This window comes from Xanthomonas sp. 3075, assembly GCF_014197275.1.
Classification (GTDB): Bacteria; Pseudomonadota; Gammaproteobacteria; order Xanthomonadales; family Xanthomonadaceae; genus Xanthomonas; species Xanthomonas campestris_B.
The window spans coordinates 104,220-117,839 of the sequence record NZ_JACIFI010000007.1 but is presented as its reverse complement, the minus strand read 5'-3'; the positions used below and the strand labels follow the sequence as shown (position 1 = coordinate 117,839).

Annotated in this window: 13 protein-coding genes; 6 read left to right on the top strand and 7 right to left on the bottom strand. The window is 65.2% G+C overall.

The annotated features are described in order from the left end of the window. Window positions 1–6: 6 nt before the first annotated feature. From modA to GGR62_RS08715, 5 genes are all read right to left on the bottom strand, one after another. The gene (gene modA / locus GGR62_RS08735) at window positions 7–783 is read right to left on the bottom strand and encodes a molybdate ABC transporter substrate-binding protein (protein ID WP_184407519.1); all 777 of its coding nucleotides are present in this window, start codon (window positions 781–783) and stop codon (window positions 7–9) included. Window positions 784–857: 74 nt separating this feature from the next. Continuing rightward, window positions 858–1,682: an MBL fold metallo-hydrolase gene (locus tag GGR62_RS08730; protein ID WP_184407518.1), complete on the bottom strand. Its 825-nt coding sequence runs from the start codon at window positions 1,680–1,682 to the stop codon at window positions 858–860. Window positions 1,683–1,695: 13 nt separating this feature from the next. Further along, the gene (locus GGR62_RS08725; RefSeq protein WP_184407517.1) at window positions 1,696–2,511 is read right to left on the bottom strand and encodes a S1/P1 nuclease; all 816 of its coding nucleotides are present in this window, start codon (window positions 2,509–2,511) and stop codon (window positions 1,696–1,698) included. An 87-nt stretch (window positions 2,512–2,598) separates the two neighbouring features. After that, the gene (locus GGR62_RS08720) at window positions 2,599–3,213 is read right to left on the bottom strand and encodes an OmpW family outer membrane protein (RefSeq protein ID WP_184407516.1); all 615 of its coding nucleotides are present in this window, start codon (window positions 3,211–3,213) and stop codon (window positions 2,599–2,601) included. A gap of 119 nt (window positions 3,214–3,332) precedes the next feature. Further along, entirely contained in the window at window positions 3,333–3,956 is a 624-nt protein-coding gene (locus tag GGR62_RS08715) for an OmpW family outer membrane protein (protein ID WP_184407515.1), read from the bottom strand. 428 nt (window positions 3,957–4,384) lie between these two features. On the opposite strand from GGR62_RS08715, the gene gap reads away from it, so the two are divergent. Beyond that, window positions 4,385–5,386, top strand: coding sequence for a type I glyceraldehyde-3-phosphate dehydrogenase (gap, locus tag GGR62_RS08710; protein WP_184407514.1), 1,002 nt, complete (start codon window positions 4,385–4,387; stop codon window positions 5,384–5,386). A gap of 73 nt (window positions 5,387–5,459) precedes the next feature. Here gap and GGR62_RS08705 read toward each other — a convergent pair whose 3' ends face one another. Together GGR62_RS08705 and GGR62_RS08700 are read right to left on the bottom strand one after the other, a co-directional pair. Next, the gene (locus GGR62_RS08705; protein ID WP_184407611.1) at window positions 5,460–5,858 is read right to left on the bottom strand and encodes a hypothetical protein; all 399 of its coding nucleotides are present in this window, start codon (window positions 5,856–5,858) and stop codon (window positions 5,460–5,462) included. A gap of 106 nt (window positions 5,859–5,964) precedes the next feature. Then, complete coding sequence (locus tag GGR62_RS08700; protein ID WP_184407513.1) at window positions 5,965–6,432, bottom strand: hypothetical protein; 468 nt, start codon at window positions 6,430–6,432, stop codon at window positions 5,965–5,967. A gap of 286 nt (window positions 6,433–6,718) precedes the next feature. Here GGR62_RS08700 and GGR62_RS08695 point away from each other — a divergent pair, with 286 nt between their 5' ends. From GGR62_RS08695 to GGR62_RS08675, 5 genes are all read left to right on the top strand, one after another. Then, window positions 6,719–7,147 (top strand): hypothetical protein, encoded by a 429-nt coding sequence (locus GGR62_RS08695; RefSeq protein WP_184407610.1) that lies wholly within the window; start codon window positions 6,719–6,721, stop codon window positions 7,145–7,147. A gap of 173 nt (window positions 7,148–7,320) precedes the next feature. After that, window positions 7,321–10,080: a DUF2339 domain-containing protein gene (locus GGR62_RS08690; protein ID WP_184407609.1), complete on the top strand. Its 2,760-nt coding sequence runs from the start codon at window positions 7,321–7,323 to the stop codon at window positions 10,078–10,080. Next, window positions 10,077–11,435 carry a DUF3999 domain-containing protein gene (locus tag GGR62_RS08685; RefSeq protein WP_184407512.1) on the top strand — a complete coding sequence of 453 codons (1,359 nt, stop codon included), beginning with the start codon at window positions 10,077–10,079 and terminating at the stop codon, window positions 11,433–11,435. The genes GGR62_RS08690 and GGR62_RS08685 overlap by 4 nt, the downstream gene beginning before the upstream one ends. A 314-nt stretch (window positions 11,436–11,749) precedes the next feature. Then, complete coding sequence (locus tag GGR62_RS08680; RefSeq protein WP_184407511.1) at window positions 11,750–12,925, top strand: phosphoglycerate kinase; 1,176 nt, start codon at window positions 11,750–11,752, stop codon at window positions 12,923–12,925. Beyond that, complete coding sequence (locus GGR62_RS08675) at window positions 12,922–13,569, top strand: HAD family hydrolase (RefSeq protein ID WP_184407510.1); 648 nt, start codon at window positions 12,922–12,924, stop codon at window positions 13,567–13,569. The genes GGR62_RS08680 and GGR62_RS08675 overlap by 4 nt, the downstream gene beginning before the upstream one ends. Window positions 13,570–13,620 lie beyond the last annotated feature (51 nt).

Sequence of the window (13,620 nt, the reverse complement as noted above, 5' to 3'; positions counted from 1 at the left end):
TGCGCCTCAATCCTTCAACGAAAAACCACGGCGCGCGAAGATCGCCCGCGCCGGCGCGCTGCGCAGCCACTGCACGAACGCGGCGGTGCCCGGGTTGCGGCTGTTCTTCAGCGCGGCCAGCGGGTACACGATTGCCTCGTGACTGTCATCGGGAAACGGGGCGACCACGCGCACCTTGGGCTCGGCGCGTGCGTCCGAGCCGTACACGATACCCAGCGGCGCCTCGCCGCGCGATACCAGCATCAACGCGGCGCGCACGCTTTCGGACTCGGCGAGACGATCACGTAAGCCCTCCCATTGGCCCAGTGTGCGCAACGATGCAGCGGCATATTTGCCGGCCGGCACGCTGTTGGTCTGCCCAACCGCCAATCGGCCACGGTCGCCGAGCGCCTTGGCAATCGCGCCGGGCTGACGTGGATCCACGCGTGCCTTGCTGCTGGCCGGTGCGATCAAGACCAACGTATTGCCGAGCAGGTTGTAGCGCTGCGCGGGCACGACCAGGCCGCGCTGCTGCAGATAGTCCATCCATTCCAGGTCGGCCGAGAAGAACACGTCAGCCGGAGCGCCTTGCTCGATCTGACGCGCCAGCGCAGAACTGGCGGCATACGACACGCGCACCGGTGTGCCGGTCGCTTTTTCGTACGCAGATGCCGCCTCGTCCATCGACTCCTTCAAACTTGCTGCCGCGAACACCGTCACCGGCGCGGTCTGCGCGGTGGCCAGAACAGGCAAGGCAAGCATCAGCACGCAGAGCGTGCGCTGCCAGAAGCCGATCGTACGCATGGTGAACTCCAACAGGATCAAACGCCGATCATAGCGGCTGTGCGATCAGCCCCGCGTGGCGGGCACGACGGACACTATGGACTCACCCAGTCGCAGCGTCCCGCCTGAAGATTGGCCTGCAGCGCAGGCCGGATCAGCTTGGGCTCGGCCAACGTGGCATCGCGCGCCTGTCGCTGGCGCACGAATGTCTCCACGTCCACGCCATCGTGCACGTGGATATTGCTGCGCCGCTGTTCGCCAATGCTGGTCTGGTGTGCCACCGCGCGCCCGCCCGGACCGTAGTCGTGACAGACGAACACACGCGTATCTTCCGGCAACGCATACAAGCGCTGGATCGATGCGTAGAGCTGCCGCGCATCGCCGCCGGGAAAATCGCAACGCGCCGTACCGGCGTCCGGCATGAACAACGAATCGCCGGGAAACAGCGCATCGCCGATCAGATACGCGATGCTGTCGCTGGTGTGCCCGGGGACGGCGATGACCCACGCCTGGAGACGGCCGAGCAGGAAGCGCTCGTCATCGGCGAACAGGTGATCGAATTGCGAGCCATCGGCGCGAAAGTCGTCCGGCAACGCATAGCGTGGCGCGAGTGTCTGCTGCACATCCCGAATGCCTTCGCCGATGCCGATACGCGCCTGCGGCCACTGCTGTTTCAACCACTGCGCCGCCGACAGATGATCGGCATGTGCATGGGTTTCCAGCAGCCATTGCACCTGCCATCGGTGTCGGGCAACTGCATCGACGACGGGGTGTGCTGCGTGCGTGCCGGTGATGCCGGTGTCGGCTGCGTAGTCCAGCGCGGGATCGATCACCGCCGCTGCACCGGTCGCTGTATCGGCGACCACATAGGTGAAGGTGTTGCTGTCGGCGTGAAAGAACGCAAGCACCTGGGGCTGCATCGGCGTCCCCACGTCAGGGTGCGGCCAGCGCCGCATTGAGCACGGCAGCCAGACGATCGCCGGCGATGCGCAATTGCGTTTCGGCAATCGGGCGATAGGTGGCGATATAGGTGTCAGGCAACACGTGCGCGCTTGGATAGACGCCCGGCGTGATGGCGATCTTGCAGGACGCCTGCGCCCAGGCTGCAGCGGCCGGCGGCAGCGCTGGCGACACCGCAGTGGCGGCCGGCAAGGCCAGCAGACGCTGCAGGTACGCATCGTCGCTCAGGTGGCGATCGTTGAGCATGCCGCTGTCCCATAGCGCATGCAGGTTGCTGCCCTTGCCGTTGACCTGCAGCTGGAAATCGTTGCCGCCCTTGTCGTGCGCGTAGCCGGCATGCATCGGCTGATGGATGTCGCCGACAAAATGCACCACGAACTTCAAGGCCTGGCGGCGCACGTCCAGCGGCTGGCTGCGGTCGGCAAGCAGGGCGGTTTGCTGATCCAGCGCGGCAATCACGCAATTGCCATCCGGGCAGTCGCGCGGCGGCTGGTATGTGCAGTCGTGTTCGCCAAGATTGACGTAATGCCAGGGCCCGGAGCGTTTGCCCAGATTCGGGTCGTGCTCGCGCAACTCATCGGCCCAGGTGGCCACGCCGTGCAGGCTGGGATCGGGCTCGCCGGCCAGCAGCTGCGCCACCTGCGCGCGTGCCTGCGGGCTCAGTTCGGTTTCGGCGATGCGGGCCACCAGGCGGTGTCCCTGGGGCCCCCAGGCGAATGCACTGGCGGGCTGGAGCGCCGCGACAACGGCGGCGGCAATGACGATGAGGCGAGCAGAGAGAGTCTTCATCCGCCGATTGTACGCATCGGTTCGGTACAGTTTGATGGCCGTCCGGTCCGGCGACAGCCACGCCTCAGCATGGCGTCGGCGCTGCGATCAGAAGTAGACCAGGTAGGACACGCCGTAGGTCAACGGATCGATCTGCGCCTTGCCCAGCCGTGTGCCATTGAAGTCGACGTTGCTGCGCGAATCGGTCCAGCGCGCATCCACGCGCAACCCGCTGCGCTCGTTGAAGATGAAGTCCACGCCGACATGCGCGGTGGCGCCCACCGAGTCGTCGAAGCGCAGATTGCCATTGCCGAAGGTGTCTTCGGTGTCCTCGCCTAGGAAGGTGGTGTAGTTGATGCCGACCCCCACGAACGGCGAGACCGTGCCATAGCCGTTGATGTGGTACTGCAGCAGCACGCTTGGCGGCACCGACCAATAACTGCCTACCTTGCCGATGCCTTCCAGTTCGAGGTCGTGCCTGCCCGCGACGGCGGCGTGCACCTCGATGCCGAGGTTGTTGCGCAGGAAGTATTCGTAGGTGAACGAGAGTGCCGGCGCGCCCTTGATCTCGGCACGCGTGCCACCGAAGGTGCCGCTGTCGGATTTGGGTGAGACATAGCCGGCACCGTAGCCGGTCGTCCAGTGGCCGGCCGACTGGGCAAGGGCGGGTGCGGCCGAAGCGGTCAATGCGATGGCGAGGGCGGTGCGAATCAGCATGCTCATGGAATCCCCGGTAGGTCGGACGGGCGGTCGACGTGACCAACCTGTCCGCAACTCCGGCGGTGGATTCACGTCCCTGGAGGTCAAGTGTGCCAGAGATGCGCCGCGCCCGCCGCTGTGGGTCAGAACCGATGTACGTACGCCATGCCATAGGCCAGCGGGTCGATGTGGACCGTGCCGATACGGGCGCCATCGAGGCGGGCGGTGGAATCGATGTCGATCCAGCGCAGGTCCACACGCAGGGCGCTGCGGTGGCTGAGCGTGAAGTCCAGTCCCGCATGCGCAGCCAAACCCCAGGAATCGCCCAGCTCCAGCCTGCTGCCGGCCAGCGCGCCACGGGTATCGGTGCTGAAGAAACGGGTGTAGTTGATGCCGGCGCCGAGGAACGGCGAGACCTTGCCCTGGCGGTTGAAGTGGTACTGCAGCGAGATCACCGGCGGCAGGTGTTTGGTGCTGCCGACCCGGCCCAGGCCACGGAGTGTGATCGCGTGCTCGAACGGTAGCGCAGCCAGTACTTCGATCCCCAGGGTGTCGGCGATGAAATATTCGGCAGTGAAGGTCGGCTTGATGTCGTTGCCGACGTCCACCTCGAGCGTGCCGCCGACCAGGCGGCCGTTGTCGGATGTGGGGGCGACCTGGTGCGCGCCGACGGCAACGGTCCAGTCGCCCTTGGATTGAGCCAGAGCGGAAGCGCTGACGAAGGCGGCGGCCAGGCCGGCGAACAACAGGGTCGAGCGCATGCGCATGAAACTCTCGTAATGGCAGTGGGGGGATGAAAGTCTTGCGGGTTTGTCCGTCGGCCGCCTTGATCCTGATCAAGGCAGGGGTATGTTGGTGCTGGTGGCCATGCCAGGCGTTCGCGTATCCACTCCGTGGCCGCTGCGCTGTGGTGCTTGAAGCAGCACCCCGGTGCCGGCGTATTTCATCGACGAACGTCTCTCCCGATCGGCGCTTGTCGGGGCGCGTTTTGCCAGATGGTCTGCAAGTGCAGTGTCGGGCATGGCGGGGCCCATCGGTCGGCTTGCCGTGCTGGCCAACCTGTCCGGCAGTGCAATCGCCACCGGCTCCTAGCCTGGCTCCCGATGCTCCGATCCCGGCCCCATACGGACGACGCTGCTAGAATGGCGATCCCTTTCCATCCGCCGCGCTGTCGCGGCCGCAGGAGCTAGTGAACATGGCAATCAAGGTCGGCATCAACGGATTCGGTCGCATCGGTCGCAACGTGCTGCGCTCTGCGGTGCAGAACTTCGGCAATGACATCGAGATCGTGGCCATCAATGACCTGCTCGAGCCCGACTACCTGGCCTACATGCTGCAGTACGACTCGGTGCACGGCCGCTTCAAGGCCGAGGTGTCGGTCGACGGCAACACCCTGATCGTCAACGGCAAGAAGATCCGTCTGACCCAGGAACGCGACCCGGCCAACCTCAAGTGGGATGCGGTCGGCGCCGAGGTGGTGATCGAGTCCACCGGCCTGTTCCTGACCAAGGACACCGCGCAGAAGCACATCGACGCGGGCGCCAAGAAGGTGATCCTGTCGGCGCCGTCCAAGGACGACACGCCGATGTTCGTCTACGGCGTCAACGACAAGACCTACAAGGGCGAGGCGATCGTCTCCAACGCCTCGTGCACCACCAACTGCCTGGCGCCGTTGGCCAAGGTCATCAACGACAAGTGGGGCATCAAGCGCGGCCTGATGACCACCGTGCATGCGGCCACCGCCACGCAGAAGACCGTGGACGGCCCGTCGAACAAGGACTGGCGCGGCGGCCGCGGCATCCTGGAGAACATCATTCCGTCCTCCACCGGCGCGGCCAAGGCCGTGGGCGTGGTGATTCCCGAGCTCAACAAGAAGCTCACTGGCATGAGCTTCCGCGTGCCGACCTCGGACGTGTCGGTGGTCGACCTCACCGTCGAACTGGAAAAGCCGGCCACCTACGCCGAGATCTGCGCCGAAGTGAAGGCGCAGAGCGAAGGCGCCTTGAAGGGGGTGCTGGGCTACACCGAAGACAAGGTCGTGGCCACCGATTTCCGTGGCGAGACCTGCACCTCGGTGTTCGACGCCGACGCCGGCATCGCGCTGGACTCGACCTTCGTCAAGCTGGTGTCCTGGTACGACAACGAGTGGGGCTACTCCAACAAGTGCCTGGAAATGGTGCGGGTTGTGGCGAAGTAAGCATCGTCGTCATTGAATAAAAAAGCGCCCTTGGGCGCTTTTTTATTTGGAGTCGCGTTTTTTCAGCAAGCGCTTATTCTGCAGTGATGCGCATGCTTTCGCCTTTGCCCGTGACGGCGACTCGGCTGCCAACCGCCAAGCCGGAGACTTCGGCACTCGGCTTTGTCACGATCACTTGCGACTTGTTGTCGAAACGGATCTTCAACATGTAATGCGAGGCCACGCCGCTGCTGACAACTTTGTCGCCAACCTGCTTGCCAGCATAAGTGCCTGCCGCTGCTCCGGCTTCTGCACCGAATCGGTTGTTGGACTTCAGGCCGAGAAAGCTGCCGGCTATGCCACCGAGGTCCGAGGCGGCATTTTTAAGGTTTTTATTGCGTTCTGGAACATTATCGCCTTTGTTCTCGATGGGCTCCAGTGCCGCAATGGTCCCGTGCCTTGCCGATTCGGCCATGACCGGCATGGCCAACATGCATTGCGCCAGTGCGAGCATTAACCATGCAGTACGACTCAGTGAATTCCGTGCTTTCATTCGAACGTTCCTTGGTTGATAAATTGATGTCGATCACGTGGCAGGGCTACTTCTTCTTTTTTGGGCGCCCCCAGTTGCGGGCATGCTCATGGCACTTGGTGCCAGCGAAATCGTATCGGGTGATGATGCCTTCCGCGTCGGCGATGAAGGTGATTTCGCAATGATGCTCGGCGGGAACATAGACTTTCTCGCTGTGCTGGTATTCCTCAAAGATCGGGGTGCCGCGGTCCATGCCGATAATGCCTCCCTGCGTGGTCCAGTAATTGGTGCGGTAATGCGCTTCAATGCCAAAGTTATAGGTGTAGGCGGTCTCCTGCGTCTCGGTGTTCTCGGACGTATAGAGGCCTTTTCCTACCGGCCATTGCATCATGAGCTCTGTGGCGTCGTGGCCGACCCAGCTTTGGGCGATAACTTCAGCGGTGCCGAACAGGTCAGCAGATGCCGGCGCTGCGGTCGTTAGCAGCACGATGGCGCAAAGGGCGGGCAGTGAGTAAGAGCGGAAAAGAGCGTGCATTGTGATACGTCCTTGCAGGGCAGCGATGCCGTTGATCCTTGCGAATCGGGTGCTCACCCGGGCGCTGGCGCGTTTTTAGCACTAGCGGCAACGCTCGGCAAGTAGTTGATTGCCGCTGCAGGAGGGTCAAGCGTGGACATCGACCCAAACGCGTGCGCTAATGGCCTCGCCGGCCAGCGGTTGTTCCTGCGCTGGGACGACAGAGGACGTACAGGGGCACCCAATGAATTCAAGGAGAGACAACGTGCAGATCAGTCGTATGTGGATGGGAGCCATGGTGCTGACCATGGTGTTGGGGGGCATTGCACCTGAGGCGATTGCCAAGAAGCAGACCGGTACGCCGGCCTGGATGAATGCCGATGGGGAAGTGATCAAATCCTCCGACGTGGAGGCGGGCTATGGCGAAACGGTCAAGGGCGTCAACGATTACGAAGGCGAGATCACCGGCAAACCGGCGCCGGACAGCAAGTTCACCCAGCTGAAGATCGGTATGCCGATGAAGCAGGTCACCGATCTGATCGGGCAGCCAACCGACCAAGGCTCCTATGTGACCGGCAAGGCGTTCATCCCGTTCTTTTTCGGTGGCGACCGCTACCGTTATGAGATGGCCTATAAGGGCCAGGGGCGTCTGGTGTTCGCAGGCAAGTCGATGGACACCGGCGGCAACCTGATCTGGATCATCCATAACAAGAACGACAGCGGCTACCGCGAATAACACACAAAACGCCCGGTTCTCCGGGCGTTTTTTTGTGTCTGCTACGGCGCCGCGTTGAGACGGCGTTCTGCAGCGTCCAGTCCTGGCGCTGGCATTTGCTGCCCAGGTGCATCCGAGGCTGTATGGTGCGCGCATTCGGCCGGACGCCGAACTCGGGAGTTGGCGTGGAAACAATGTTCGTCGTGGTGGCGCTGGTGCTGCTTGCGGTCCCGGTGGGGTTGGTGATTGCATTGGTGTGGGTCGTCGGGCTGCGGCGGCGCGTGGATGCGCTGGAGCAGCGGCTTGCGCAATGGCAGGCTGCAAGCGATGCCGGAATCGCCGGTACGACAGGCCGCACGTCGGCGCAACGGCAGGGCAGGGAGTGGGAGCCGCCGGTCGACGTGTCTGGCCACGCTTCCGGCTTCGACATGCCTGCCTCCGATCCAGGCGATCTGCCGCGTCAGGTGGACGGCGATGTGGCACCTGCGCCCGTCGTGCCGTTGCCGCCCCCCCTGCCTGCGCAAGCGCCTACGCCTTTCGCGCGCGATGGAGTCGATGTACCGGCGTCCGCATCGCAATCGCACGCACCACAAGCACCACTGCCGCCGCGCGAACCCGACCCGGTATCGCGCGCCGCAAGCGCGCTGAAGCGTTGGTTTACCGAAGGCAATGTGCCGGTCAAGGTCGGCATGCTGGTGTTGCTGGCCGGCGTGGCGTCGTTGTTGAAGTACGCCAGCGACCAGGGCTGGATGCGCATGCCGGTCGAGCTGCGCCTGGCCGGTATCAGCGTGCTGGCGCTTGCCGGCCTGGTGTTCGGTTGGAAACAGCGGTTGCAGCGGCCGGGCTTTGCGTTGGCCTTGCAGGGCGGCGCCATCGGCGGTTTGCTGCTGACCGTGTTTGCCGCCTTCAAGTTGTACGGACTGCTCGGCGCCGGCCTGGCGATGGGCATCAGCGTGGTGCTGATTGCCGGCATGTGCGTGCTGGCGGTGGTGCAGGAGTCGCGTACGCTGGCCGTGCTGGGTGTGCTGGCCGGCTTCCTTGCGCCGATCTGGCTGTCCACCGGTAGCGGCAATCATGTCGCGCTGTTTTCGTATTACGCCGTGCTCAATGCCGGCATCGTGGCGATCGCCTGGACGCGCCCGTGGCGGGTGCTGAACCTGCTCGGATTCGTTTTCACCTTCGGCATCGGCACGCTGTGGGGCGCGCTGCAATACAGCCCGGCGAAATTCGCCACGACCGAACCGTTCCTGCTGTTGTTCTTCGCCATGTACGTGGCGATTCCGGTGCTGCATGCGCGTCGCGGCGATGGCAGCGCCGGCAAGGTCATCGATGGCAGCCTGTTGTTCGGCACACCGCTGGTGGCGTTTGCATTGCAGGCGCGCTTGCTGGAGGGCGATCGGCTGCCGCTGGCCTTGTGCGCGTTGGCGGTTGCTGCGTTGTATGCGGGTCTGGCGAGTTGGTTGCTGCGACGCGCCTCCACGCGCTTGCTGGGCGAGGCGCACGCGATGCTGGCGGCTGGCTTTGCCACGTTGGCGGTGCCGCTGGCATTGTCGGCACGCGCCACCGCCAGCGTCTTTGCGCTGGAAGGTGTGGGGTTGTTGTGGTTGGGCTTGCGTCAGCAGCGACGCATCCCGCAGATCAGCGGCGTGGCCTTGCAGTTGCTGGCAGCGGTGGGCGTAGCCTTTGGTGTGGATGCATGGCGCTACGACAGCGTGGCGGTGGCCAATGCCACCTGCATGAGCACCTTGCTGCTCGCACTTGCCGGTCTGGCCAGTGCCTGGTTCCTGCGCGACGCGGGGCAGCCGCGGCGCGCGCTGGTGGCGTATCTGTGGGGGCTGGGCTGGTGGACGTTGTGCGGTGTGCACGAGATCTTCCGTTTTGCCGGCGATCTGCGCAGCGAGCCGGATCTATTGCTGGGCTTTGTCGCACTGACCGTATGGCTGGTGGCCGAAGTGCACCGTCGTCGCCCGGCCACGGTGCTGGTGTGGACGGCGATGTTCGGGCTGGCGCTGGCTGCGCCGCTGGCGGTGTGGCAGAGCCATGCGCATACGCAACCCTTCGCGCATTGGGGCGCCATGGCCTGGTTGGGGTTTGCCGTGGCGGGCACGCGTGCGCTGTGGTGCCTGCGCATGCAGCACGGCGCAGGCGCCGTAGCCGCGCAGTTCATCTGGTGGCTGCTGTGGCCGTTGGTGGTGGCGTTGGGTGCCGCCTGGTTGGCCGATACGTTCATACTCGCAACTGGGTGGCGTTGCGCCTTGCTCGCCGCGCCCTGGCTGATCGTGGCGGCAGTGGGGGTGCTGCAGTGGCCGTGGCTGGCGTGGCCGCAGGGAACCAGCTTCGATCGCGCACGCAACGCATTGCTGGGCTGCCTGTTCGCGGTGCTGGGCATCGGTTGGTTGATCGTGCTGCTGGATCCGGTGAGCGCCGCGCCCTTGCCGTGGTTGCCCTTGCTCAACCCGGCCGAGCTGGCGCAACTGGCGGTGCTCGCCTTGCTCGCACGGTGGGCGTGGTCGGCGCAGGCATCGGCGATGCTGCAACGTCGGCGTGTCACCGCGCTGGGCGTGCTGGGGTGGGCGTTGATCACCGGCAGCACCTTGCACAGCGTGCATCACTGGGGCGGCGTGCCGTGGGATGCCAGCTTGATCGGCGCGACCTTGTCGCAGACCAGCCTGACCATCGTGTGGAGCGTGCTGGGCGTGCTGGGCTGGGTGATCGGTTCGCGGCGCGGTCAGCGTGGGCTGTGGCTGGGCGGAGCGTTGTTGATGGGCCTGGTGTTGGCCAAGCTGGTCTTGGTCGACCGCCAGCATCTGGGCAATCTGCTCGGCATCGGTTCGTTCATGGCCTATGGCCTGTTGTGCACCGTGGTGGGCTATCTGGCGCCGGCACCGCCGCGTCGGGTGGCTGCCGAATCGCATGTTGTCGCAGACGATGGCGTCGAAAAGGATCACGCATGAAACCGAAGCACTGGGGTTGGCTGCTGTTGGTGCCGCTAGTGGCGCAGGCAGCCGATGTGCGGCAGGACTATCGCCAACAGTGGCCGTTGCAGGTGACCGGTTCCGATGCCGGCATGTATCAGCTACGCGTGAACGCGGCGATCTATCGCAGCGCACAGGATGCGGCGCTGCGCGATGTCACGGTGATCGATGCGCGCGGCGAAGAAATGCCGTCCGCGCGATTAGCCGTGGATACCGCGCCGGCCGCTGCACCCCGTCGGCAACGCTTGCCGTTGTTTGCGTTGCCCGCCGGTGCGGCACCTGCCAATGGCGATCTGCAGTTGATCGCAGAACGCGATGCCAGTGGCGCCGTGCGCCGGCTGGAAGGCCGTTTTGCCACCGGCGCACCCACTGCTGCCGGTACCGGTGGCAGTTGGCTGATCGATGCCAGCGCCTTGCACGACCGACCGCGCGCGCTGTGGCTGGACTGGGACGGCAATATGCCGGTGCAGGCCCGGCTGCGTGTGGAAGGCAGCGACGATCTGCGCGACTGGCGCGTGCTTGCCTTGGACGCCACGGTCATGGCGCTGGACAATCAGGCCCAGCGCCTACAGCAACGCCGCATCGCATTGGACGAGGGCGCACGCTACCTGCGCATCGTCCCGGTGGCTGGCGAACTGCCGGCCTTGCGCGCGGTCGATGCGGAACTGGACGGCATCGCCGCACCGACGCAATCGCAGTGGCTGGAATTACGCGGCACCGCACAGGACACGGCGGTGGTGTATGTCTTGCCGGGGCGTTTTCCGATCACGCAGGTCGATGTCAGTGGCGGTCAGGCCGAGGCGGTCGAATGGATCGTGGAAAGCCGCGATGCCGATGACGCGCCGTGGCTGCGTCGCGCCGGGCCGTGGTTGGCGTATCGACTTGGCAAGGGCGCTGCAGCCGCGTCGCCGCCGCAAGAGTTGTCAGCACCGGTACGCGATCGCCAATGGCGACTGATTGCCGCGCAAGGGCGCAGCACTGCGGTGCCGACCCTGCGGGTGGGCTACCAGCCGGAGCGCCTGATGTTCCTCGCGCAGGGTCAGCCGCCGTATGCGGTAGCCGCGGGCAGCGCGCGTGCGCAACGCGGCGACGCGCCACTGGCCTCGATGCTGCAAGCGCTGCGCCGCGAACGTGGTGCGCAATGGCAACCGGCACCGGCCAGCGTGGCTGCGCAGGCACAGCCACTGGCCGGCGATACCGCACTGCAGCCGGCCACTCCCCCGCGCGACTGGAAACGGTGGTTGCTGTGGGGGCTGCTGGTCGGCGGCGCGTTGCTGGTCGGTGGTTTCGCAGTGAGTCTGCTGCGCAACTCGGCGGCCAATCGCACGCCCTGACGACCGCACGCAGCGCACCACCGTTTGCCGCTGCGACGGGAAGGTCCGACAATGGGCATCCCCCGTCGCCAAGGCAGCCGCATTGCCCGTCGTCTTTGACCGACCATCCCCCGCATCGCCAGCCGTACGGGCGGCGACATGCGCGACAGGCAAGCTGCAATCTCCGCGATCCGCACGTGCGCATAACGCGATCGTGCGATGGCTGCCCCAGGCCGTCTGCCCGCGCAGCGCCCAGAGCGCAGCAGTCCGCAGCAACTGCTTTTTCGATTCCCCGATCCCGATTCCCCAATCCCCAGACTTAGCGAGCTGACCCCATGTCCATTGTCCGCATGACCGACCTCGATCTCTCCGGCAAGCGCGTGCTGATCCGCCAGGATCTCAACGTGCCGATCGACAACGGCCAGATCACCTCCGAGCAACGCATCACCGCCTCGGTGCCCACCCTCAAACTGGCGCTGGAAAAGGGCGCGGCCGTCATGGTCACCTCGCACCTGGGCCGGCCCAAGGAAGGCAGCTGGAGCGAAGAAGATTCGCTGGCGCCGGTGGCCGCGCGCCTGACCACCTTGCTGGGTGTGGAAGTCACGCTGGTACGCGACTGGGTCGACGGTGTCGAGGTTGCACCGGGCCAGGTGGTGTTGCTGGAAAACTGCCGCATGAATGTCGGCGAGGGCAAGGACGACGAGACCCTGGCGCGCAAGTACGCCGCGCTGTGCGATGTGTTCGTCATGGACGCCTTCGGCACCGCGCATCGCGCGCAGGCGTCCACGCATGGCGTGATCCGCTTTGCGCCGGTGGCTGCGGGCGGCCCGTTGCTGATGGCCGAACTGGATGCGCTGGCCAAGGCGCTGGACAACCCGGCCAAGCCGCTGCTGGCGATCGTGGCCGGCAGCAAGGTGTCCACCAAGCTGGAGCTGCTGTCCAACCTGGTCAACAAGGTCGACCAGCTGATCGTCGGCGGCGGCATCGCCAATACCTTCATCGCAGCGGCCGGGCATGACGTGGGCAAGTCCCTGAGCGAGCCGGATCTGATTCCCACCGCCAACCAGATCGTGGCCGATGCCAAGACGCGCGGCGCCGAGATTCCGCTGCCCACCGATGTGGTCGTCGCCAAGCAGTTCCTGCCCGATGCGCAAGCCAGCGTGAAGTCGCTCGATGCCGTCGAGGCCGACGATCTGATTCTGGACATCGGACCGCAGACCGCCGCGCGTTATGCCGAACTGATCGCCAACGCCGGCACCGTCGTGTGGAACGGGCCGGTCGGCGTGTTCGAGTTCGAGCCTTTCAGCCACGGCACCGAAACCCTGGCGCGTGCGATCGCCGCGTCCAAGGCGTTCTCCATTGCCGGTGGCGGCGACACCCTGGCCGCGGTGGACAAGTACGACATCGCCAAGGACGTCACCTACATCTCCACCGGTGGCGGCGCGTTCCTGGAATTCCTGGAAGGCAAGACCTTGCCGGCGGTGGCCGCGCTCGAGGCGCGCGGCAAGTGACTGCAGCCACGCTGTTTTTCGATCTGGACGGCACCTTGGTCGATTCGGAACCGGGCATCGTCGCCAGCATCGTGCATGCCTTCGACGCAGTCGGCCAGCCACGTCCATCGGCGCAGACCCTGCGCGCATGGATCGGCCCGCCGCTGCGCGACAGCTTCAGCGAGTGTTTCCCCGATGATCCGGAGCTGGTGCAGCGCGCGTTGGCGGCGTATCGCGGGCGTTACGACGCGGTGGGCTGGACCGAACTCAGCGTGTTCGACGGCATCGGCAACGTCGTCATCGACCTGCATCGTGCCGGTCATCGCCTGGCGGTAGTGACCTCGAAGAACGAGCGCTATGCACGCCGGATCGTCGAGCATCTGCCGTTCGGTGCGTGCTTCGAGGAGGTGATCGGCGCCAGCGAGGACGGCGAGCGCCGCTTCAAGCCGGACCTGATCGCCGAGGCGCTGCGGCGTCTGGACATCGCCAAGACCGGCTGCGTGATGATCGGCGACCGTCGGATGGACATCGATGGCGCCAACCACCACGGCATCCATAGCATCGGTGTGTTGTGGGGCTTCGGTGACGACGCCGAGCTGCGCGCCGCCGGTGCCGGTGCGATCGCACATGCGCCGGACCAATTGCGCACATTGATCGCTGCATAGGCGTAACTGACACCCCGGCTGCACGCACTGTCAGGCGAGCGCAGCCGGGGC